At 52.0% G+C, this 22,856-nt stretch carries 24 protein-coding genes and 1 pseudogene; 23 read left to right on the forward strand and 2 right to left on the reverse strand.

Translation table 11 applies throughout. The features are described 5' to 3' along the window. Nucleotides 1-123 precede the first annotated feature (123 nt). From IM700_RS14695 to IM700_RS14720, 6 genes are all read left to right on the forward strand, one after another. On the forward strand, nucleotides 124-969 hold the full coding sequence (locus IM700_RS14695) for an aldo/keto reductase (protein ID WP_193415400.1): 846 nt from the start codon (nucleotides 124-126) through the stop codon (nucleotides 967-969). Nucleotides 970-1,009: 40 nt separating this feature from the next. After that, complete coding sequence (locus tag IM700_RS14700; RefSeq protein ID WP_193415297.1) at nucleotides 1,010-2,257, forward strand: MFS transporter; 1,248 nt, start codon at nucleotides 1,010-1,012, stop codon at nucleotides 2,255-2,257. Beyond that, complete coding sequence (locus IM700_RS14705; RefSeq protein ID WP_193415298.1) at nucleotides 2,257-2,856, forward strand: nucleotidyltransferase family protein; 600 nt, start codon at nucleotides 2,257-2,259, stop codon at nucleotides 2,854-2,856. Before IM700_RS14700 ends, IM700_RS14705 begins: the two co-directional genes overlap by 1 nt. Before the next feature lie 317 nt (nucleotides 2,857-3,173). Beyond that, the gene (locus tag IM700_RS14710; RefSeq protein WP_193415299.1) at nucleotides 3,174-3,572 is read left to right on the forward strand and encodes a hypothetical protein; all 399 of its coding nucleotides are present in this window, start codon (nucleotides 3,174-3,176) and stop codon (nucleotides 3,570-3,572) included. Nucleotides 3,573-3,605: 33 nt separating this feature from the next. Next, nucleotides 3,606-4,490: an NAD-dependent epimerase/dehydratase family protein gene (locus IM700_RS14715; RefSeq protein WP_193415300.1), complete on the forward strand. Its 885-nt coding sequence runs from the start codon at nucleotides 3,606-3,608 to the stop codon at nucleotides 4,488-4,490. A 16-nt stretch (nucleotides 4,491-4,506) separates the two neighbouring features. After that, on the forward strand, nucleotides 4,507-5,256 hold the full coding sequence (locus tag IM700_RS14720; RefSeq protein ID WP_193415301.1) for an SDR family NAD(P)-dependent oxidoreductase: 750 nt from the start codon (nucleotides 4,507-4,509) through the stop codon (nucleotides 5,254-5,256). Between the two features lie 24 nt (nucleotides 5,257-5,280). On the opposite strand, the gene chrA is transcribed toward IM700_RS14720, so the two are convergent. Next, on the reverse strand, nucleotides 5,281-6,498 hold the full coding sequence (gene chrA / locus IM700_RS14725; protein ID WP_193415401.1) for a chromate efflux transporter: 1,218 nt from the start codon (nucleotides 6,496-6,498) through the stop codon (nucleotides 5,281-5,283). Between the two features lie 207 nt (nucleotides 6,499-6,705). On the opposite strand from chrA, the gene IM700_RS14730 reads away from it, so the two are divergent. The 12 genes and pseudogenes from IM700_RS14730 (at nucleotide 6,706) to IM700_RS14785 (ending at nucleotide 19,369) form a co-directional block, all read left to right on the forward strand. After that, nucleotides 6,706-7,734, forward strand: coding sequence for a TIR domain-containing protein (locus IM700_RS14730; protein ID WP_336244905.1), 1,029 nt, complete (start codon nucleotides 6,706-6,708; stop codon nucleotides 7,732-7,734). Between the two features lie 382 nt (nucleotides 7,735-8,116). Then, nucleotides 8,117-9,049, forward strand: a complete 933-nt coding sequence (locus IM700_RS14735) for a Gfo/Idh/MocA family protein (RefSeq protein WP_193415302.1) — start codon at nucleotides 8,117-8,119, stop codon at nucleotides 9,047-9,049. An 87-nt stretch (nucleotides 9,050-9,136) separates the two neighbouring features. After that, nucleotides 9,137-10,066 carry a coiled-coil domain-containing protein gene (locus IM700_RS14740; protein ID WP_193415303.1) on the forward strand — a complete coding sequence of 310 codons (930 nt, stop codon included), beginning with the start codon at nucleotides 9,137-9,139 and terminating at the stop codon, nucleotides 10,064-10,066. Between the two features lie 61 nt (nucleotides 10,067-10,127). Next, nucleotides 10,128-10,901, forward strand: coding sequence for an RHS repeat protein (locus IM700_RS14745; protein WP_193415304.1), 774 nt, complete (start codon nucleotides 10,128-10,130; stop codon nucleotides 10,899-10,901). A gap of 234 nt (nucleotides 10,902-11,135) precedes the next feature. Continuing rightward, nucleotides 11,136-11,813, forward strand: a pseudogene (locus IM700_RS14750) (RHS repeat-associated core domain-containing protein); the annotation flags it as partial. 2 nt (nucleotides 11,814-11,815) lie between these two features. Continuing rightward, entirely contained in the window at nucleotides 11,816-12,049 is a 234-nt protein-coding gene (locus IM700_RS14755) for a hypothetical protein (RefSeq protein ID WP_193415306.1), read from the forward strand. Nucleotides 12,050-13,035: 986 nt separating this feature from the next. Next, complete coding sequence (locus IM700_RS14760) at nucleotides 13,036-14,724, forward strand: glycoside hydrolase family 13 protein (RefSeq protein WP_193415307.1); 1,689 nt, start codon at nucleotides 13,036-13,038, stop codon at nucleotides 14,722-14,724. A 101-nt stretch (nucleotides 14,725-14,825) separates the two neighbouring features. Then, nucleotides 14,826-15,767 carry a DUF7916 family protein gene (locus IM700_RS14765; RefSeq protein WP_155608537.1) on the forward strand — a complete coding sequence of 314 codons (942 nt, stop codon included), beginning with the start codon at nucleotides 14,826-14,828 and terminating at the stop codon, nucleotides 15,765-15,767. A 6-nt stretch (nucleotides 15,768-15,773) separates the two neighbouring features. Then, nucleotides 15,774-16,280 carry a metallophosphoesterase family protein gene (locus IM700_RS14770; protein ID WP_193415308.1) on the forward strand — a complete coding sequence of 169 codons (507 nt, stop codon included), beginning with the start codon at nucleotides 15,774-15,776 and terminating at the stop codon, nucleotides 16,278-16,280. Between the two features lie 252 nt (nucleotides 16,281-16,532). Further along, a complete protein-coding gene (locus IM700_RS14775) occupies nucleotides 16,533-17,618 on the forward strand; it encodes an ABC transporter substrate-binding protein (RefSeq protein ID WP_193415309.1) in 1,086 nt (361 codons plus the stop codon). Between the two features lie 39 nt (nucleotides 17,619-17,657). Continuing rightward, nucleotides 17,658-18,572: an ABC transporter permease gene (locus IM700_RS14780; RefSeq protein ID WP_193415310.1), complete on the forward strand. Its 915-nt coding sequence runs from the start codon at nucleotides 17,658-17,660 to the stop codon at nucleotides 18,570-18,572. Further along, nucleotides 18,572-19,369, forward strand: a complete 798-nt coding sequence (locus tag IM700_RS14785) for an ABC transporter ATP-binding protein (protein ID WP_193415311.1) — start codon at nucleotides 18,572-18,574, stop codon at nucleotides 19,367-19,369. The genes IM700_RS14780 and IM700_RS14785 overlap by 1 nt, the downstream gene beginning before the upstream one ends. Nucleotides 19,370-19,446: 77 nt before the next feature. Here the strand turns inward: IM700_RS14785 and IM700_RS14790 are convergent, their stop codons facing one another. Then, nucleotides 19,447-19,812, reverse strand: a complete 366-nt coding sequence (locus IM700_RS14790; RefSeq protein WP_193415312.1) for a DUF2512 family protein — start codon at nucleotides 19,810-19,812, stop codon at nucleotides 19,447-19,449. Between the two features lie 109 nt (nucleotides 19,813-19,921). On the opposite strand from IM700_RS14790, the gene IM700_RS14795 reads away from it, so the two are divergent. Genes IM700_RS14795 through IM700_RS14815 form a run of 5 tightly spaced genes read left to right on the forward strand, consistent with a single transcriptional unit; the run spans nucleotide 19,922 to nucleotide 22,814 of the window. Continuing rightward, nucleotides 19,922-20,872 carry an NAD(P)/FAD-dependent oxidoreductase gene (locus IM700_RS14795; protein ID WP_155608531.1) on the forward strand — a complete coding sequence of 317 codons (951 nt, stop codon included), beginning with the start codon at nucleotides 19,922-19,924 and terminating at the stop codon, nucleotides 20,870-20,872. Beyond that, nucleotides 20,862-21,164 (forward strand): antibiotic biosynthesis monooxygenase family protein, encoded by a 303-nt coding sequence (locus tag IM700_RS14800; RefSeq protein ID WP_193415313.1) that lies wholly within the window; start codon nucleotides 20,862-20,864, stop codon nucleotides 21,162-21,164. Before IM700_RS14795 ends, IM700_RS14800 begins: the two co-directional genes overlap by 11 nt. 12 nt (nucleotides 21,165-21,176) lie before the next feature. Next, nucleotides 21,177-21,647 (forward strand): DinB family protein, encoded by a 471-nt coding sequence (locus IM700_RS14805; RefSeq protein WP_155608529.1) that lies wholly within the window; start codon nucleotides 21,177-21,179, stop codon nucleotides 21,645-21,647. Nucleotides 21,648-21,657: 10 nt separating this feature from the next. Continuing rightward, nucleotides 21,658-22,176 (forward strand): GNAT family N-acetyltransferase, encoded by a 519-nt coding sequence (locus IM700_RS14810; RefSeq protein WP_193415314.1) that lies wholly within the window; start codon nucleotides 21,658-21,660, stop codon nucleotides 22,174-22,176. A 29-nt stretch (nucleotides 22,177-22,205) separates the two neighbouring features. Further along, a complete protein-coding gene (locus tag IM700_RS14815; RefSeq protein ID WP_193415315.1) occupies nucleotides 22,206-22,814 on the forward strand; it encodes a TVP38/TMEM64 family protein in 609 nt (202 codons plus the stop codon). Nucleotides 22,815-22,856 lie beyond the last annotated feature (42 nt).

Raw genomic sequence — 22,856 nt, forward strand, 5'->3', positions numbered from 1 at the left:
CGATCCTCAAGAGGCTGCCTTCGGGCAGTCTTTTGCTTTTGTTCCCTGTTCATTTAGGCCCTTTTGATGTAGGATATTACCAGAAATCGCCTTTAATGAAGGAGGACTTATCCAATGACTACTTTGCCTAATCATTTGCAAGATACCGTAACGTTAAACAACGGAGTCCAAATGCCTTGGCTGGGGCTCGGCGTCTTTAAGGCCAAAGAAGGCGATGAAGTGGTGCAAGCCGTCAAGTCGGCCATCCGCCATGGATACCGCAGTATTGACACCGCTTCCGCTTATCGCAATGAAGAGGGAGTGGGCCAAGCCGTCCAGAGTGCACTGCAGGAGAATAGCCTCCGAAGGGAAGATGTGTTTATCACGTCGAAGGTCTGGAACTCGGAGCAGGGGTACGAAACGACGTTGAAGTCTTTTGACGACAGCCTAAAGCGCTTGGGTCTTGAGTATTTGGATTTATTTCTGGTACATTGGCCGGTGAAGGGGAAATATAAGGAGACATGGCGGGCGCTGGAACAAGTGTACGCAGAAGGCAAGGTGCGAGCAATTGGCGTCAGCAATTTCCAAATTCATCATTTGGAGGACCTGCTGTCCGAAGCGAAGGTCGTGCCGGTGGTCAATCAAGTGGAGTTCCATCCCTACTTGACTCAAAAGGATCTGCTGAGCTATTGCCGGGATAAAGGCATTCAATTGGAAGCCTGGTCGCCGCTCGGTCAAGGCCATTTGTTGGAGCATGCAACCTTGCAAGGCATCGCCGCGAAGGTTGGAAAAACCGTGGCCCAGGTCATTTTGCGTTGGGATTTGCAACTGGGTGTGGTCACCATTCCGAAATCGGTGCGTGAAGCTCGGATCCTCGAAAATGCCGATGTATTTGATTTCGAACTGAGTACGGAGGATATCCTGGCGATTGACGGGTTAAACCGCAATCAGCGCTTCGGGTCGGACCCGGATACAAACATTCCCAAATAACCAATTAAACCATTTCAATTTCAGATGAAGTGAGGTCAAGATGAACCAGACAACTGCCGTCAAAGCGGCAAATCCCGCATTTACGGTGTACCCGATTCTATTCGCAATCAGCACCGTGCATTTGTTGAACGACACGATGCAATCGGCAATTCCCGCCTTATTTCCGGTCTTGCGCGAATCGCTTCTCTTATCCTACGGGCAAATCGGCTGGATTTCGTTCGCCATGAATATGACGGCGTCCTTGTTTCAGCCTTTGGTGGGCTTGTACTCGGATGTCCGGCCCCGGCCGTACATCCTGCCGCTGGGGGTTTGCTTTACGCTGGCGGGCATCGTCATGCTGGCGTTTGCCCCAAGCTATGCGTTCATCCTGCTCGCGGTCACCTCGATCGGGCTGGGATCGTCGGTATTCCATCCCGAGTCTTCGCGCGTAGCTTATTTGGCGGCGGGTTCGAGACGAGGACTGGCGCAATCCATATTTCAGGTCGGCGGGAACCTCGGCGCTTCCTTAGGTCCCATCATGTCGGCTTTGATTTTTATCCCTTTGGGTCAGACTAGCGTAGCCTGGTTCGCCTTGGCGGCGGTCGCCGCGATCGTCATCCAGTTTTACGTGGCGAGATGGTATGGCGGGCAGGATCTGAAGCCACGCAAGCCTCGTGCTGTCGGATCTGCGGCTACTGGCGGCGAAGTTGTCCAGCCGAAGAGCCGGCTTAGCCGGGGGAAGGTCATGCTGGCCATCACCGTTCTGGTACTGTTGCTATTCTCCAAGAACGTGTATTCGATCAGCATCTCGACGTTTTATTCTTTTTTCCTGATGGATCATTACGGGGTAGCCAAGGATACCGCTCAGTGGTATATCTTCGCTTTCTTGGCTGCAGCGGCAGTCGGTACGTTCTTCGGTGGACCGATGGCGGACCGCTATGGTCGGCGTAACATCATTTGGGTGTCCATTCTCGGGACCGCACCGTTTTCGCTGTTGCTCCCGTATGCCAATTTGTTTTGGTCAGGCGTGCTGGTCGTGATCGCCGGGTTTATCATGTCCTCGGCGTTCTCGATCATCGTCGTGTATGCGCAGGAATTGTTGCCGGGGAAGGTAGGACTCGTCTCAGGCTTGTTCTTCGGTTTATCGTTTGGTCTTGGCGGCTTGGGTTCCGCCGTGCTTGGCAATTTTGCCGACCAAGCGGGCATCCTGTTCATCATGCAGGTCTGCTCCTTGCTGCCGTTAATCGGTCTGCTCGCCGTACTGCTGCCGAAGGATGAGGCTTTAAAGCAACAGGAGGCGACAAGCTGATGTTGCCGGGAATCGCTGATGCGGAGGGGTTGTGTGAGGCAATCCGCCAACAGACCGAAATGATGGCCGATTTGCGTCTCGTTGCCGAGTTGGGACTTCCCCAAGGCTGCATTGCCGCCGGCTATATCCGAAACTTTGTCTGGGATGTGCTGCATGGCTATACCGTTCGGACGCCGCTGCAAGATGCGGATGTTCTCTACTTTGATCCGTTGTGTTTGGATGAAGAGGCGGAGAAAGCCTATGATGCAAAGTTACGCGAACGCAACCCGCGGCTGAATTGGTCGGCGAAAAATCAGGCGCGCATGCATTTGCGTAATGGTGCGGCGCCATACCTCTCGGTCGAGGACGCGATGAAGCGCTGGCCCGAAACGGCGACAGCGGTGGGCGCTCGTTTAGACGCTGAGGGAGAGGTCGAGATCATTGCGCCTTTGGGTTTGGCTGACCTCTTGTCGCTTCAAGTCCGGCAGGGCCCATATTTCCATGATGACGCTGTGTTCCGGCAGCGTGTTAATGGCAAGGCCTGGCTCAGCCGCTGGCCGCGGCTGGTGCTGGTCGAGGAGGAGGACAGGGGGAGGGGCGACACGTCGCAAATGCGATGATCGGGAACCTTCGCTCTGTTCTAACGGACTCAGGTGACGTTAAATAGAGTCAGAATGCTTGAAATGGATGAGTAACGGACTCCAGAGACCTTATATTCCAGGATTTGCTCCTAACAGAGACAAATCAGGATGAATAACGTCATTGGGGTCCGTTAGATTTTTTACACGTACGAAATGGTTCGAATAAGGTCTATGAGGTCCGTTAGGATTTCAAGTGCAGTCACTCCCACCCACAAAACTTCCTGCTACCCTCCCGCATTTCATGGTAAAATTTGATTGTTACTGGTTTTGATCCATACATAGGGAGAGTAGGATACATGAAGAACTCGAGAGGTTATTTCTATTATTTCGTCTGGATGATCGGAGCGCTGGTGCTGATGTATTACGGAAATCAGTTCACCGACATGATGAATCACAAGACACAAACTCTTTATAAAATCGAATACGGCTTGATCGGCAAAATCGTGTACGGGTTGGCGTTTGGATTGTACTTAAGTTTCCTGAACGGCTTCCCGAACCGGCGGAAGTTCCATCGCCCGCTGTTTGCGTTTGTATTTGTGCCCAGCTTCCTGCTGCTGATTTATCCGATCATCACGATCTACGTCAAACAGATTTATATTGTGGGTTATTTCGAGATTGTGAGAGATCCGCAGTTCTTTTTCTTCGGGATGTTAAGCGCCTTGTCCTTGATGAAAAGCACGTTTACGACCCGATAACGGGAAACTGTTGGTGATGGAGGAGGAATAGGAATGGCAAAAATATTGGTGTTAGGCGGCTCGCGTTATTTCGGCAAAAGACTCGTCAATCGGCTGGCGGAATCCGGCCGACATGATGTGACGGTAGCAACCCGTGGGCTAGCGGAGGTTCGGTTTGATGCGCCGGTCACACAGCTTCGGATGGACCGAACCAACGAGGACTCCCTACGGGAAGCGGCTACGGCCGGACCCTGGGATAGGGTTTACGACAACATCTGTTATTCGCCGGATGAGGCGCTTGCTGCCGTGCGAGCCTTCAAAGGTCGCGTTGGGCAGTACATCTTGACCTCCACCTTATCGGTTTATCAGTTAGGCAAAGTGCCCTTGGTCGAAGCGGACTTCGATCCTTACAATTACGAGCTGAAACTCGGGGATAAACAGGCTTTCGATTATGGGGAAGGGAAACGATTGGCCGAAACGGCCTTGTTCCAAGAAGCTGATTTTCCGGTGAGCGCACTGCGGATTCCGATTGTCCTGGGGCCGGATGATTATACGCGTCGGCTGCATTTTCACGTCGAGCATGTCCAGCAGGGGCTGCCGATTGGCATGCCGAATCCGGAAGCGGCGATGTCTTTCATCACGTCGGCAGAGACGGCCCAATTTCTGGCCTGGCTAGGGGAAACCGGGCTTACGGGGCCGATGAACGCCTGCTCGGATGGGAATATGACCATTGGCGGCATCGTCCGCTTAATCGAGAACATCACCGGTAAACCGGCCTTGATCGAACGCGAAACGGCTCAGGAGCATCAATCTCCGTTTGGCATCCCGGCCTCATGGGTGATGGACAATTCGAAAGCGCATGAAGCCGGGTACCGATTCGAAGCGCTGGACGAGTGGCTGCCTGAATTAGTCCGGCACATTGCGGCAAGCGGACAATAGGAGTGAGGTTCAAGAGATGTCTTTGGCAAATCGAACGGTGATCGTAACAGGAGCGGGCCAAGGCATCGGCCGCGGTGTCGCGGAAGCTTACGCCCAGGAAGGCGCGTCTGTCGTTCTGGCGGAGCTGAATGAGGAAACCGGTAGATCGGCTGCTGAGGCGATCCGGCGGGCGGGGGGCCGTGCCTTATTCGTGCCATATGATGTACGGAAGGAAGCGGATATCGTTCGGTTGATGGAAACGGCCGAGCGCGAGCTGGGGCGGATCGATATTCTGATTAACAATGCGGGAATATCCCGGTTTAAATCAACCTATGACCTTACGGTGGAGGAATGGGACGATGTCCTGAACACGAATGTGCGAAGTACGTTTCTGGCTTCCCGCGAGATGGCGAAACGAGTGAAGGGGAGCGGCCGCGGCGGGGCGATCGTGAACATCTCCTCAACGCGGTCGATCATGTCCGAACCGGGCTCGGAGGCGTATGCCGCATCCAAAGGGGCGATCGTGTCGATCACGCATGCGCTGGCCGTTTCGCTTGGTCCTGACGGGATCCGCGTGAACTGTATCAGCCCGGGTTGGATCGAGAACGGGGACTACGGTGCACTCCGCGACATCGATCACGAGCAGCATCCGGCGGGCCGAGTCGGAACTCCGGCGGATATCGCCCGGGCTTGCCTGTATTTGACTCACCCGGACAATACGTTCGTGACCGGCGCTCATTTGGTGGTGGACGGCGGGATGACGCGGAAGATGATTTACGAGCCTTAGGGCGACGCGGTTAACCTATCCGCTTTATCCGATCCAACCGAGAAATGCCCCGCCCGCCGCTCCGGCAACAACCACAACCCACGGCGGCAGCTTCCAGAACATCAACATGGCGAATAACAGCAAAGCGACGATGAAGTCGCCGGTTTCCTGAACGGAGGACACCCAGATCGGATCGTATAAGGCGGCGAGCAAGATGCCTACAACCGCGGCGTTTACGCCCTGAAGCGCGTATTGTACCTTAGGGATGCCGCGGAGCCGATGCCAGAAGGGAAGTACCCCAACGACCAGCAGGAACGCCGGCAGAAAGATGGCTATCGTGGCTAGTATCGCACCTGTAACGCCGTGAATGGACGCCCCTAGATAGGAGGCGAACGTAAATAATGGACCCGGTACGGCTTGGGCTGCACCATAGCCGGATAGGAAGTCGGCCTCGCCGATCCAGCCCCGAGGGACGACTTCGCTTTGCAGCAGCGGCAACACGACATGACCGCCGCCGAAGACGAGCGAGCCCGCACGGTAGAAGACGTCGAATAACTGCAGCCCGAGGTTCGGCCACCACCGGCTGACCAGCGGAAGCAGCCCAAGTAAACCGAAGAAGGCGGCGAGGCTCGCGACAGCCCACGAGCGGCGGAGGCGGATGCCGTTTTGCGGCTCCTCGCCGTGGTGTGCAGGCGAAGCACCTGGGGCTGGGCTGCTGCGGTACAGCCATAAGCCGACCAGCGCGGACGCCGCGATGATCAGCACCTGCGTCAGGCCGCTTGGCCAGAGCAAGGTGGCGGCCGCAGCCAAGGCGGCGATGGTCGCTCGGCTGCGCCCGGCGGCGAGCTTCACGCCCATGCTCCACACCGCCTGAGCGACGATGGCGACCGCCGTGAGCTTCAGGCCGTGCAGCCAACCGCCGTCGGCAAGCGCCGTCCCTTGCAGCAGCAGGGCGAACAGCATAAGCACCACGGCGGAGGGCAGCGTGAATCCAGCCCAAGCCGCCAAAGCGCCGGCTATACCGCCGCGGTACAAGCCGATGCCCATGCCAACCTGGCTGCTCGCCGGCCCCGGCAGGAATTGGCATAGTGCGACCAGTTCGGCATATTTTTGTTCCCCGATCCATTTGCGTTTGTTCACATACTCCTCATGAAAATAGCCAAGATGGGCGATCGGTCCGCCAAAAGAGGTGAGTCCCAGCTTGGTGGAGACGGCGAAGATCTCGAAGACGCGCCGGAGCCGTCCAGAGTTCGGTTGTTCCATCGCAGTGGGGGTTACTTGATCAGACTGCAAGCAGTGTAGCTCCTTTCCATGTATCTACATGCGCCAAACGGGCGTTTTTTTTCCTCATCATATCATTCTATTGTAAACGGAGCGTAAGCATGAGACATCGGCGGGTGCTAAAAAGAGCTACGCAAAACGGATCTTGGTGGTATAATTAGGAAAAGATGAATCGTTTTTCAAGGAGTTGTGGATGTGATCAAGCCCAATGTCTTTATTGGTTCTTCAAGAGAAGCGATGTCGATCGCGAACGGGATCCATGCCCAAATCAACAGATATGCCCAGGTCACTCCTTGGTATGCAGGCGCATTTGGAGGCAATGACTATTCGATCGAGTCTCTTGAGAAGCAACTCCATCGAAATGATTTTGGAGTTTTTATTTTTGCACCGGATGACGTCGCGCTTTATCGAGGGAAATTTGTTTTTATCACCCGGGATAATACGCTTTTTGAAATGGGTTTGTTTTGGGGGAGATTGGGGCGACGGCGGGTGTTCGCGATTGTCCCTCAAGAAGTAAGAGAGAGCGAGGATCTAATCCAAGGGGAGAACATATCGGAATATCATCTTTTATCCGACCTCCAAGGCTTGACCTTACTGAATTACGAGGTGCGAACGGACGGAAATGAGGAGGCGGCTGTTTCTGTAGCCTGCCAATTCCTCATGAAAGCCATTCAAGCTGAAGGATGTTACCAAGACCCGCGCGATGACATTGCGATAATGGAATTGGAACTGGAACGCAAACGCCGGATCCTGCATCTCTTCTGGACTTATAACAAGAATCTATCCATCCCCAACGAGGAGGAGCGTTATAACGCTTTGAGTGAGGCTATCCGGACGTCCATCCTTCCTCCTCCGGATTATCTGGTTACCGGCGCAGCTCTCTGGAAGGCACAGGGGGATGACGGAATTGGGCAAGTTGGCGGAAACGTCGGAAAAGGCCGGTTTTATACCTTTCACGAAAACCAAGCACTTGTGGAGTCCGGCCATCAGCCGATTTATGTGGTAGATGCGTATTTAACCTCAAAATGGGCTTTCTTTAGCCGACTTGAAGTTGAACAGGTATACATCCTATGCTATCCTTTAGGTAAAGAACATGTTCTCTCGGTTCATTTTTCCGGTAGGCATCACTTGACCGAACACCAATTAGGCATCATCGTAAATCATAATAATGAACTCTTGCGAACCATTCATTATATCCTTGGAGGGGATTCGGTATGAAGCGTGATAACATGAAACTCAGACAAGGATCGAACTCGGTGTCCAAAGCTTCGAAACGTCAGTCCCCATCGCTGTTGGAGGCTAAGAGCACGAAGGGACAGGGTAGGCGAGATGTGATTTCAAGTCGCAATAAAGGCATTCTTTATATTGGTCCTTCCGTTGAAGGTGGAGATAAGGAATATGTAAAGGTCCTCACGGGAGACGTGGATCTGAGAAGACCTTCCTTCGTTTAATATTGGAGTACCTACAAGCCCCCATGAGGTTCATGGGGGTTCACTTTTTTTCTGCAGCAAATTTACATCCTCTTTTTCCTGTGCCAAAATGGTAGGGAACGATAACCACCTAACGAAATCACGAAATGTACCTTCAGGAGGCTAAACGGATGCGCATCGGAATCATCGGACTCGGCGATATCGCGCAAAAAGCGTATTTGCCGGTCATTACGGCGAGGGAGGATATCGACCTCATTTTTAGTACACGAAATCCAGAGGCAAGGTCCAAGTTGGCGGCAAAATACCGCGTCCCGGAAACGGCGGGCAGCGTGGATGACTTGGTGAAATCCGGCGTAGATGCGGCGTTTGTCCACTCGGCGACGGAGTCTCATCCGGCCATTTTGGAGCAGCTGATTGAGAACGGAATCCACGTTTACGTGGATAAGCCAATCGCTTATCAATATGAGGAGTCTAAACGACTGAGCGAGCTGGCGGAGAAGAAAGGTGTGCTGCTCATGACCGGCTTTAATCGCCGTTTCGCCCCGATGAATGCAGCTCTAAAGGAACAGCCGGATCGTCGGTTGGTGCTGCTGCAGAAGAACCGTACTCCTTCACCGGACTATGCCCGCCGCTTCGTGTTGGATGATTATATTCATGTAGTGGATACCCTGCGGTTCTTGGCCCCGGGAGAAGTTCATAACTTCCATGTCTCAACTCGGGTTCAAGATGGGAAGCTGTATCATGTCACACTCCAACTGGAAGGTGAAGGCTTCACCTGTATCGGAATCATGAATCGCGACTCGGGGACCAACGATGAAATCCTCGAGGTGATGAGCCCCGGCCAGAAGTGGCGGGTGGACGGGCTGAATACCACCGAGCATTTTGCCGGCGGTGAAGCCAAACGATCAACCTTCAAGGACTGGGATCCGGTGTTGTATCGGCGAGGGTTCGTGCAAATCATCGATCATTTTATCAGCTGCGTTCGCGAAGGTAAGGTTCCGGCCATCTCGTTGCAGGACTCGCTGGAAACCCATCGGCTGTGCGAGGAAATCGTGAAGAGCGCGGAGGCGAACGGCGCGTTGGCTTGGAATCAGGCGCTCTGAAACATAACCGTATCGAACAACGTAGAACATGATATCGAAACCACTTAGGCCGGATGGCTGTTTCCGGCGGTGAAGGAGGAATCAGGCTTGTTCGAGGATTTGAACGCGCGAATGGCGGAACTCAAAGAGAAAGGCCGGAACCAGGAGAAATGGCAACAGCGCCTCAAAGCTCTTCAGCAGGAGCTGTCCGGCTTGCAAGAAGAACGGAATCGTTGGCAAACGAAGCTGGCTGCAGAGGAAGAGGACGTCCGTAAGCTATCGGCAATGTCGTTATCCAACTTGCTGGCTACTGTTCTTGGCAACAAGGCTGAGAAGCTGGATCGGGAGCAGCGGGAAGTTCTGGAAGCGAAGGTGAGGTACGACGCCGCAGAAGCAGCGGTTCGGGATATGGAACGTCAAATCTCCGAAATCGAGCGCAGGCTGCTAGACCTCGGTTCTTGGCGGAACGAATACGAGCGGGTTTTTCAAGCGAAGGAACGGCAAATCCTGGAGGAGAATTACGAACTGAGAGAGCTGGTCGAACGCGAAGCGGTCCTCACTGTGGAGCTCAAAGAGGTGGACGAGGCGGTACGCGCAGGCCAATCGGCCCTTCGCGACTTAAGCGCAGCAGAGGAGGATCTCCGCTCGGCGAAAAATTGGGGGACGTACGATATGCTGGGAGGCGGGATGTTGTCCACGCACATCAAGCACGGACGGATTGACGAGGCGATGAGCCATCTCCATACGGCGCGGCAAAGCCTGCAGCGTTTTGAGCGCGAGCTCAAAGACATTGGGGCCAGCATTTCGACGAATCTGGAAATCGGCGGATTGTTGAAATTTTCTGACTATTTCTTTGACGATTTCTTCTCGGATTGGCTGGTACAGGGACGAATCAACGACAGCTTGGATCAAGTCCGGAACCAAACCATGGCGGTAAGTGAAGTGCAACGTGAGCTGGAAACCGCCAAACGCAAGCTAGAATCGGAACGGGCAGAAGTGCATCGCAAATATGTGCAAGCGGTGGAGCAGTACGCCTAAGGTTGTACAATTAAGCCCAGGGACTTCAGGTTTCTGGGCTTTTTTTGGTGAGACAGATTAATTGGACAAGACCTGTATTAACCTTACAGCATATTATGCGGCAGGTAAGCGTACGAGTATGACGGATGGGACAGGAACAACATCTTACGGTTACGATCCATACACTGAATTGCTTACTCAAGTAACGTACCCTGATCAACGGCAAATGACAATTCAGTATGACGAAAATGATCGGCGTACGGAAATGACGGGGCCGTTTGGATTACAAACCTTTTATACTTATGACGTTACCAACCGATTGAAAACGGTGGGGACAGAAGAAGTAAGTCCGGATGCAATATACGCTTATTACAAGAATGGACTCTTAAGAACGAGCAGTACCCAAAACGGTATCGTAAGCACCTTCAAGTATGATGGTCAGTCGCTGATTGAGTTGCAACAGCAACAAAGTGAGGAAGTTCTTAATAAATACGAGTATAAATATGATGGTAACAAAAATATTACGGAACGGAATCAAAATGGGAAGGCAGACAGCTTTACTTATGATCCGTTAAATCGAGTAGAAACTTCAAGCCTCTACAATGAGGGGTACACTTACGATACCCGAGGGAATCGCCAAACCTTAAAGACGGACACGGAACCCCAAATTCAGGAAGCTCAATACACTTATGATGATCAAAACCGTTTGAGTCAGGTCATTAATGGAAAAGATACGGTGAATTATCAGTATAATGGGGACGGCCTGCTTGTTGAGAGAACCCAGAATGGAGAAACCACACGTTATTATTATGATGGCCATCAAATCATTGCCGAGGCCAAGGTGGTGGATGGATAATCTGAAGTCACAGCTCAATATGAACGAGGCCAGAGACTGGAAGCTATCGTATATGGAGATTCCTCCAAGGCTTACGTGACTTATAACGGTCATGGAGATGTCATGGAGCTGCGAGATGCACAAGGTAACATCCTCAATCAATACAGCTATGACATTTGGGGGAATGTCATCTCTAAGAAAGAAACCGTTTATAACCCGTTCCTCTATTCCGGTGAATTATGAGATGACACCACGCATTTGCAGTACTTGCGAGCACGTTGGTATGATCCGAGTGTTGGAAGGTTTATAAATGAGGATACGTATGAAGGGGAGATTAATAATCCGCTTAGCTTGAATTTGTATACGTATGTGGTTAATAACCCTTTAATTTATACAGACCCATCTGGACACGATCATCGAGTAGATGGTGGTAGTGGGGGTGGGGGGAATATTCGTATTCCCAAATGGATCACATGGGGTGCTAACGGCAGTAAAAAACCAATTATTGAGCCAAGCACTAACCCCCAATCTCCTCGGGTTAAAATTACAACGAATACTACAATTAGATATGACTTTTCTAACTCAAAACTTCAAAAAGAAATACTAAATGAAAAGGCGTATTTTAGAGCGAGCACTAAAGCTAAGGGGATGGGTAATGCTTTTGATGTAGCGAAAAGTGGAGGAAAGCACTCGGGCTTTTATAATCAGTATACTGGCAAATCAAAAGTAGAAATTCAAAAGGGTATACAATCACTTGATAAACAAATAGTTGAACATCAGGATAAGATTCGTAATTCTGAAGCACACATACCCAATTTCAAGGATTTAGACCCAAGGCAACAAGAAGCACTAATCAACAAAAAGTGGCCATCAGACATTCAAAGACAGTTGGAACAAAAAGAAATTCTTGAAGGCATTTTAAGGAGTAGATAAAAATGGATAAACAGTTAAAAGACTTTTTAGGCGATTTAATTGCACTTATTCAGGAAAAATACAACGAAACCTTGATTGTGCCTGTAGATGAAAATTCCGAGGATAAATGTTACAGATTAGGTTCAAATTTTGCGTATTACGATGTCTTAGATTTAGTGGAATCTCAATTGTTAACACAAGGTTTTGATTCTAGTACTTTCGAGAAAATTTCACCGATACTAGGTGAAAAAATCTAAATTGAGACTTTGACCTTTTCATTGGGCGGCTACCCAGTGCCGAGTGAACCCCTCATTCAACCAATAACACATATAACCCATGTAATACCCGTATAAAGATTTCTCGAAATTGCTGTGTGCACACATCAATACTTTACGTTTATACCCTAATTAATGCTATGCCGATACATTTAATCAGGTCGATTATGGTCAGTTACCACCATGATTGACCTGTTTTTTGTTAGCTTCGTAGTAAAGGTGAATTCTGATGGACAAGGGGAATTAATTAATGGTTTAAGTAGCGATAGCGCTAAGGCATTAATAATAAATTTATCCAAACTGAAATATTATTCTTGAATACGGTGAAGGAATTGTGGGAGGATTAAGTACTGGAGATGAGTGAATGGTATCTAAAAAAATACTAAGTAAGTATGCTATATACTGTCCTGATTGTAAGAAAGAGTTAAACACTGTTGCATGCATTTGGCAAAGAAATTGATAAGTTAAAATGCTTTGAATGCAACAAACAATTTGAATTTATATAAAGCACTAGGGCTCTAAATTTATATTACAACGATGATAATGATAAATATAACAAATTCAACGAAATACTTGGTGAATATCCAGGTGTGCCAACTAGCTTGGTTTATTGTCCACGTATCTAAAAATAATCTTTAATAGAATTCAAAAAGAAACCACATGCGAGTTTGTAACTCCATGTGGTTTCGGTTTCTTTTTGAATTTTTCGAACCCCAACCAGTCCGTATTCAAATTGAAATTTAGCTTTTGAATGATGTGACGGATATTGTCCTCTACATCGTTCATCTGCCCGGAGCGCTTGGAAATACCAGCTACTCGCTGAACATTTAATGATAGAGACCCTAATTTAGGAAGTGCTCCAGGCAACGTTGGACGGCGAGACTCATGTTTTGAAACCAAGGTGAAACAGTCATACTAAGCAATACCATCAACGTGAAACAAGTTAATCACACCAGGAGGCTGAACCGATGAACCCGAAATGGTGGAAGGAAAGCGTCGTGTACCAAATCTATCCGATCAGCTTCAAGGATTCGAACGGGGACGGAGTGGGAGATCTGCGCGGCATTCTGTCCAAGCTGGATGATTTGCAGGACCTTGGGATCGACGTGGTTTGGGTGTGTCCCATCTATCAATCGCCCGGGCATGATAACGGTTATGATATTAGCGATTATTGCCAAATCGATCCCGCCTTCGGCACGATGGAGGATTTTGACGAGCTGCTGGAGGGGCTGCACGCGCGGGGAATGAAGCTGATGATGGACCTGGTGCTGAACCACACCTCGGACGAGCATCCCTGGTTTCTGGAATCACGTCAGTCCACGGACAATCCCAAGCGGGACTATTACATCTGGCGGCAGGGGAAAAACGGCGGAGCGCCAAACAACTGGGAGTCGTACTTCAGCGGCTCGGTGTGGGAGTACGACGAACGGACTGGCGAATATTACCTGCACTTGTATTCCAAACATCAACCCGATTTGAACTGGGAAAATCCAGCCGTGATCCGCGAGTTGCACGACATGATCCAGTGGTGGCTCCAAAAGGGCGTGGACGGCTTCCGGTTCGACGCCATCGCGCATATCGCCAAGGCGAAAGGGCTGCCGGACGCGCACAATCCGCAACAGATGCCGACGGTGCGGGCTTACGAGCTCTTCTCCAACCTCGACGACGTACATACTCTCCTGCAAAACTTATATGATAACGTGCTGTATTCCTACGACATTATGACGGTAGGCGAAACATCCGGATTAGGCCCCGAGGAGGCGCTGGACTATGTGGGAGACGACCGCCGCGAGCTGAATATGACGTTCCAATTTGAGCATATGTTTCTGGATGCCGGTTCTGCCGGCAGCGGTAAATGGGACGTCGTTCCGTGGAAACTGACGGACTTGAAGGAAGTCATCACCCGCTGGCAGACGGTGCTGCACGGCCGGGGCTGGAATGCCAACTATTTAGGCAACCACGATCAACCGCGCTCGGTTTCGCGCTTCGGTAACGATTCGGAGGAATACCGAGTCCCATCGGCCAAAATGCTGGCCACCTTCCTGCATATGCTGGAAGGGACACCGTACATTTATCAGGGGGAGGAAATCGGAATGACCAACGCCGCGTTCGCCTCAATTGAGGAATATCGCGACGTGGAGACGCTTAACTTCTATGAGGAGCAACAAAGAAAGGGTGTTCCGGAAGCAGACATCTTTCGAGCGATTCACCTCAAAAGTCGCGATAACGCTCGAACCCCCATGCAATGGGATAACGGGCCGCAGGCTGGATTTACCACCGCAGAAGCCCCCTGGATCGGTATCAACCCGAATTACGATCGGATCAACGTTGAGGAAGCACGCCGAAACCCAGACTCGATCTATCACTACTATAAAGAGCTGATTCGATTAAGAAAGCAGCATGCCGTGATCGTTTACGGTGAATATGAGCTGTTGCTTCCCGACCATCCGGAAATTTACGTGTTTACCCGTTCGTTAAACGCTAGCCGGTTGTTGGTGATTTTAAACTTTAGTGCTGATGAGCCGATATTTGAATGGCCGGAGGAGGTCATGAAACCCCGGGACATCGAACTCCTGATCTCCAATTACGCCCCGCAGGTTCATGAGGATTTACGCCACTTGCGGCTGCGTCCTTATGAGGCCAGAGTCTATTTATAACGAATCACAACTTCGTAAAAATGTCGTAGTCTGTGGTTTCCTGGCATGCTACACTGAACACAGCATGGGTTTCATTTCATCGTTGAATGGAGGGGTAGAGTTTGAAACGGATATTGGACTGCCGGGCATCGGATTTCCGGCGAATGGATCGCGAAGCTTTAAAGGGAGCGATGTTGGCGGCGGAAGGACGTACCGTGATCGCGGAGACGGTGGTCACGTCGCAGCCGCTGTTGCCGGAGCTAACCAACGCAGAACTCGCGAAGGCTTTCGGTGCGGATATGATCTTGTTGAACGTCTTTGACGTGTTTCAGCCGCAGGTTCGCGGCATCGAGGCTAGGGATTTGTTTGCGCCGGAAGTCGGCGGCGGGGAACAGAAGCCAGAGGCGCGAAATCCGATCGCCGAACTAAAGCGGTTGACGGGGCTGCCGATCGGTATCAATCTGGAGCCGGTTGATGACTCTGCCGAAGCGGTCGAGTCACTAAACCAGCTGCCCGAAGGACGGCGGGCAACGGCACGGAGCTTAGCGGAAGCCAAGCGGCTGGGCTGCGATTTCGTCTGCCTGACGGGCAACCCGAAAACCGGCGTGACCCACGAACGCATCCAGCAGGCGATCACCTTGGCCAAACGGGAATTCGGCGGTTTGATTCTGGCAGGCAAAATGCACGGGGCTGGCACCCGCGGCAGCGTCCTTGATCGGGAGGCGGCGATCGGGTTCGCCGAAGCCGGCGCGGACGTCGTCCTGCTGCCTGCCCCGGGCACGGTTCCCGGCGTGCGGGAGGAAGATCTGGCTCAGATCATCGCAGAGGTCAAGGCGAGGGGTGCCCTGGCCTTAGCGGCGATCGGCACGAGCCAGGAAGGCGCAGACGAAGCAACGGTTCGGGAGATTGCGCTCAGCGCTAAACGGGCGGGGGCAGACGTATTCCATATCGGAGACGCCGGTTTCGCTGGGATGGCCGTCCCGGAGAACATTCAAGCGTTATCGATCGCGATCCGCGGGCGGCGGCACACCTATGTGCGTATGGCTGCTTCGCCGTTGAGGTAACGGCCTATGCGCATCGGAGTCGTGTCGGATACGCATATGCCGCGCCGCGGGACGGAGCTGCCCGCGAAGCTGCGGCAAACGTTTAAAACCTGCGACCTGATTCTCCACCTGGGCGATTGGGTGACCATGGACGTTTATGAACAGTTAGCAGCAATAGCCCCGGTCGACGGGGTGGCTGGTAACAACGACCCGGTGGACATCATCCGCCGGTTCGGTCAGCACAAAATTCTTGAGCTGAGCGGAAGGCGAATCGGGCTGACTCACGGCCATCTGCCCGGCGGCGGGCATGGAGCTAAGGACAATGCCGAGCGCGTATTTGCGGGGAAGCCAGTGGACGCCGTGCTGTTCGGTCACTCCCATAAGCCCTATCTAGCCAAAAGCGGAGGTGTCTTGTGGTTCAACCCCGGTTCGCCAACCGATAAGCGGCGGGAGCCGAAATACAGCTTTGGCGTGCTCGAGATCACGCCTCAAGCGATCGAGGCTAAACATATTTATATGGATACCAAAAAATGATCTGAAGTTGAGGAAGAGCTGCCTGAGCAAGGCCGGGGTACCGGTCGTGCTTAGGTTGGCTCTTTTTTGTTGACGGATAATTGACCACCATTTAATATAGGAATAATACTTCGTGTCCACGTTGGGCGAATGGTTGTCCATATACACTTTAATCCTTTTATCGACAAAAGCGTTAATCGGATCATGTTTTACTGGTCCAACCTTCCTGGGTCATCATTTATCAATTCATGAGAGAGAAAGGGGAAACGAAATATGAAGAAGAAGCTCGGAGTTTTACTTGCCATGTCGCTGCTGTTGGTGGGCGTTGTCGCTTGCGGCAACAATACAAACGGGAACGGGGGGAATGCAGCCAACGGGGGAAATGCCGGCGGCACCGGAACGGAGAATTCCGCGGGAGCGGGGAATGCAGCGGAGCCAACCAAGGATTCCTACAAAATCGCGATTTCGCAAATCGTGGAGCATCCTTCCCTAGACGCAACGAGAGAAGGGTTCCTTGCCGCTTTGAAAGACGCCGGTATCGTCGAAGGCGACAACCTGGAGCTGGATTATAACAATGCGCAGGGAGATCCAACGAACAATACGACCATCGCGCAAAAAATCGCCGGCGAGAAGTACGATCTCGTCCTCGCGATCGCCACGCCTCCGGCGCAAGCCGTTGCGCAGCAGGTCAAGAACTCACCGATTCTGTTCGCAGCGGTAACGGATCCGATCGATGCCAAATTGGTCGACAATCTGGATCATCCGGGCGGGAACATCTCCGGCGCTTCCGATACGAACCCGGAGGCGATTACCAAGCTGATGGACTTCATCGCCGAGAATTTCAAAGACGTGAAATCGGTCGGACTGGTCATCAACCAAGGCGAACCGAATGCGGTCGTCATGGCAAACCATGCCGAGAAAGCTTTGGACGCCCACGGCATCAAATTGGTCAAAGCCTCGGTGACGAATACATCGGAAGTCAAACAAGCGGCCGAATCGCTGGTTGGCCGGGTGGATGCGCTGTACATTACGCTGGACAACATGGTTGTTGAAGCGGTTAGTACCGTAATCCAGGTGGCTAACGAGAACGACATTCCCTTCTTCTCGAGCGATCGGGATACGGTGGAGAAGGGTGCTTTTGCCACGATCGGATTCAAATATTATGACCATGGTTACCAAGTAGGCCAAATGGCTGTGGACGTGCTGAAAAACGGGAAAAAGGTCGGCGATCTGAAAGTCACCGTACCGGATAAACTCGACTTGATCATGAACCTGAAAGCGGCGGCCGAGCAAGGCATTGAAGTGACGGACGCCATGAAAGACCAAATCACGGATAAGGCCAACAATCTGATCGAATAGGCAGCACTCGCTCCTAAATTCTCGGGGGAGGTACTCATCATGTTAAACTCGCTGCTCGGGGCGCTGGAATCCGGCCTGTTGTACGCGCTCATGGCGCTTGGCGTCTATATCACTTTTCGAATTCTCGATTTCCCGGATCTGACCGTGGACGGAAGCTTTACGACCGGCGGAGCTATCGCGGCCGTGATGATCACGGGGGGAAGCTCGCCGTGGATCGCCACGATTGCGGCTTTCCTTGGCGGCTTGGCTGCCGGGGCCATCACCGGCCTCATCCATACCAAAGGACGGATTAACGGACTGTTGTCCGGGATTTTGATGATGATCGCGCTCTATTCCATCAACATGCGGATCATGGGCAAACCGAACGTGGGCTTGCTTGGGGAGACCACGTTGTTCAGCTCGGTGTCGCCGCTGGTGTTCATGCCAATCGTAGTCATCGCCATCAAGCTGCTGCTAGATCTGTTCTTCCGGACGGAGCTCGGACTTGCGCTGCGCGCAACCGGTGACAATAAGCGAATGATCCGTAGCTTTGGTGCCAACACGGACTATACCATTATTCTCGGACTCAGTTTGTCCAACGGGCTTGTGGCTTTGTCCGGGGCGCTGATTGCCCAGCAATCCGGATTCGCCGATATTTCGTCCGGCATCGGGATGATCGTCATCGGTCTGGCTTCCGTCATTATCGGTGAAGCGATCTTTGGGGCGCGGACGGTGTTTTGGGCCACGCTGGCGGCAGTGCTTGGATCGATCGTTTATCGGGTCGTTGTTGCCTTGGCACTCCGGATCGAATGGCTGGAGCAAACGGATTTGAAGGTGATCACCGCCGTAATCGTCATCATTGCTTTGGTGCTTCCGACTGTGCAAAGAAACATGAAGCAGAAATCGATCGCCCGCCGGCGCGCGGCTGAAATCGCGCAAACCCCTGGCCATAAGAGCGTAGGGGGTGGGTTCTGATGCTGAAGTTAACCGAGGTATCAAAGCTGTTTCACCCCGGTACGCCGGACGAGAAAATCGCGTTGATCGATGTCAATCTGCATCTGCGTCCGGGCGATTTCGTGACGGTCATCGGCAGTAACGGCGCCGGTAAATCCACGCTGATGAATATGATATCCGGCGTGATCAAACCGGATGCCGGCGAGGTTCGCCTTGGCGGTGTCGACATCGGTCACCTCCCGGAACATCGCCGAAGCAAGTGGATCGGCCGCGTCTTCCAGGACCCTATGGCCGGTACCGCGCCGCATATGACGATCGAGGAGAATTTGGCAATGGCGTTCTCTCGTGGGAAACGACGCGGCTTTGGTTTAGGCGTGAATGTCAAGCGCCGGGCGATGTTCCAGGAGCAGTTACGCCGGTTGGGTATCGGGCTAGAGAATCGGCTGCGCGCCAAGGTCGGCACGTTGTCCGGCGGGGAGCGCCAGGCGCTCAGCCTGCTGATGGCGACGTTCACCGAGCCGCAGGTGCTGCTGCTCGACGAGCATACCGCCGCGCTGGACCCGGCCCGCGCCGAGCTGGTGACGAGGCTGACGCAGGAGATCGTCAGCGAACTGAAGTTGACCACGTTGATGGTTAACCACAACATGGAGCAGGCAATTCGGCTGGGCAATCGCCTAATCATGATGGACGGCGGCCGCATCATCCTCGACGTGGACGACACGAAGAAACGCGATTTGACGATGGAACGTCTGCTAGGCGAATTTGAGCGGATCAGCGGACACAAGCTTTCCGATGACCGCGTGATGCTGGGAAGTTAAATGACGTTGCAAAAATAAGAAAGCGCAAGTAGGGAGAGAAGATCTCCTTACTCGCGCTTTTATTTTTGTAAAGTCATTTATCGTGAATCGCGTACTCTCACGCTGCTGTCCCGACGAATTCCATCACGCAGCAGCCAACCGTGCAAGAACCATTCGAATACGCCTACCATCAGCGTAATGGTCAGCATTTCGCCGAAGGATAACGTCCACTCCGCGTTGGCGGCAATCGCCCACAGAAAGACGAAAACGAGCAGCGCATCCACAAGGGTCGCAATGCTATTGTTCGTCCGAGGAAGGACGAAGAGATCCCCGAATAAATAGGCTAGAATGGACAACGCTAAAGCTGTCAGCAGCGCCGATATAAATGAGGCGTTGCTTAAGATCATCAACATGGCGATGAGGATGATCCCGTTTCCAAGCAATTTGACGAGAAACTTGTCCAAACTTACACCTCCTTGTGGCTCACACTTAATTTCTCCTGACGGGAATGCGGCTATACATCAACTTCATTTCAGAAGTCAATTAAGATCACGCGGAAAGTGGGACATGCAAATGGAACAAACCAAAGTTTATGATTGCTTAATCCTAGGAGGCGGAATCGCCGGATTGCAGGCTGCCATCCAATTAGGGCGATATTCGGCGCACCAAGTGTTGGTTATTGACGCCGGTTTTGGGAGATCGACGTTATGTCAACAGTATCATAACCTGTTAGGTTTTCCGGAAGGGATTTCGGGCCAAGAGCTTCGCAACCGGGGAAGAAGACAAGCGGAATCTTACGGTGTGGAATTTGTGCTGGATACGGTGACTGGAGCCGAGAAGCGAGAAGGGCGGTTTCAGGTTGTCACGCTAAGCGGAACGGGGTATACCGGCAAGACGGTGCTTTTGGCCACCGGCGTACTTGATCGTTTTCCGGATGTCCCAGGTATGGTTCCGACGCTAGGGCTGAGCGTATACGTCTGCCCAGATTGCGACGGGTACGAGATCCAAGACCGGAAAACAGTATTAATGGGCGCCGGCCGCACCGGGGCGGAGATGGCGCTTCTATTGGCGGAACGTACCCGAGATTTAACTTATATCAATCACGAACGATCGGATGTTGCGCCGGAGCTGCTGCACCTAATGGCGGAACGGGAGATCCGCTACGAGGAAGGAGAAATCGTCGAGGTACAGCACACCGAAGGTTTTATCCGCAGCGTAATGCTGAAGGATGGTCGAAGCTTCGCGGCGGAACGAGGATTTATCGCTTTTGGCGGCAATGAGGTTCACTCCAGGTTAGCGGCTCAGCTGGGTGTACCTATTTCCGGCAATCGACACGTGGAAACCGACCCTCGCACGAAGCAAACGAGCGTACCCGGTGTCTGGGCTGCCGGCGATCTGGGGGTTCATGCCGAACAAGTTAGCGTAGCGATGGGGGAAGGTTCAATTGCCGCAATTTGGATTCATAAAGCGCTAAGTCCGTGCTATAATCAGTTGAACGGAGGGGATGTAGAGGATGATTCTTGAAGTAGCTCAACTGCAGGTGAAGCCGGGAATGATAAATGATTTCGAGAGCAATTTCCGCAAGGCTTCTAAACTGATTCGTCGGATGGACGGTTATTTGGGACATGAGCTCCACAAATGCGTGGAGACGGTGAATAAATATATTCTTCTGGTGAGATGGCAGTCGATCACCGCGCATGAGGTCGGTTTCCGGCAGTCGCCCGAATACCAGGAATGGAAAGCGCTGCTTCATCATTTCTACGACCCGTTCCCAACGGTGGAACATTACGTACAGATTAAGCACGAAACCGACTAGGAGGGGAAGAATATGGAACAAGCCATTTGGCGGCAGCTTGAATTCGTACGAACTCAAACCTTGAAGCTGGCTAGAACTTTACCCGAGGAAAAGGTGCTGGTTGTCCCTGCAGGTTTCCGCAATCATATTTTATGGAATTTGGGACATCTTGCCTTAGTCACGGATAAATATGCATTTACCTTTACGGGAAGAACATCGGAGCTTCCGGAGATTTATCAAGAGCTGTTTGCCAATGGAACGTCACCGTTGGAATGGACTTCGGAAAGTCCAAGTTTGAACGATATTCTTGCGGTGCTGGAAGCACAGCCTGAACGGGTAAGAACGGTATTATCCGGACAACTTAAGGAACCCATCGAACCTTATTCGACTTCCAGCGGCTACCGGATTGAGACCGTAGGGCAACTAATCAACTTTACGACGTATCATGAAGGCATGCATTTTAGCATGATCAAGCTCTACAACAAAATCATTCAAGGATCGTGAGCACTTACATATGACCGAACATTTGGACTTTGACTATAGGATTGAGGACGCGATCCTCGAGGATTTGCCAGCCATCGTTTCGATTTACAATGAAACCATTGCGGGAAGGATGGTCACGGCCGACTTGGAGCCCGTGACCGTCGACGCCAGACAGAAGTGGTTTGAAGAGCACTCTCCCGATTTCCGGCCGCTATGGGTCATGAAATCCGGGGGGCAGATCATCGCCTGGCTCAGCTTCCAATCTTTCTACGGGCGTCCGGCTTATAACGGTACGGCGGAGATTAGCATTTACATCTCCGAAGCTTACCGATCTCGAGGGATCGGCGGAATCTTGCTGACTCGGGCGATTGCGGATTGTCCTCGGATTGGTGTTCATACGCTGCTCGGTTTCGTGTTTGGTCACAACGAACCCAGCCTCAAACTTCTTGGCAAGTTTGGCTTCGAGCGTTGGGCACACCTGCCCCGTGTAGCCAATTTGGATGGTGTGGAACGGGATCTCATCATCTTGGGGAACCGCGTTCAGGCGTAATAGTTTTTGGGGAATGGGGAACGAATCATTTGAACGAATGGATTAAGCAATTGACGGACTGGTTTTTGGAGACGACCCATCTGGGCGGGTACTCCATCCTCCTTCTCACCATCCCGCTTGCCGTGGTGCAGGGGATCTTTGGAGTTTTCCCATTTGCTACAATCGTCATGCTGCATATTTCCCTGTTGGGGATCATGAACGGCCTATTGGCGAGCTGGATTGCCGGGACGGCGGCAGGGATGATTGTATATTTGATGTGCGGATATTTCTTTGCCGACTGGTTTAACCGCAAGTGGATGGGCAAGCTGCAGAAATACGAAAAATGGCAAAAAGGGCTGGACCGCTACGGGGTGTGGGCGGTGATCTTTCTTCGTACGGTTCCGATCATGCCAAACAATCTGATTTCGTTTATGTCGGCGATTTCCAACCTGAAGATGAGATCATACACCTGGTCCAATCTGGTCGGTAACCTGTCGAGCATTTGGTTGTTTGGCATATTAAGCGCATCGATTGTTTTTCCCGGAGTGAACCTTCGGGAGCTGATCGTATCCTATGCCGTATTTCTCATCGTGTTGGGGATTGTTTTTGTGGTTCGAAATCGGTCCATATCAAACAAGAAAAGCGGCATGACGCCCTAGCATGGATCAACCGCCTATTTGGATAAGCTAAAGAGAGGACAA

It is taken from the genome of Paenibacillus rhizolycopersici (assembly GCF_014947195.2).
GTDB lineage: Bacteria > Bacillota > Bacilli > Paenibacillales > Paenibacillaceae > Fontibacillus > Fontibacillus rhizolycopersici.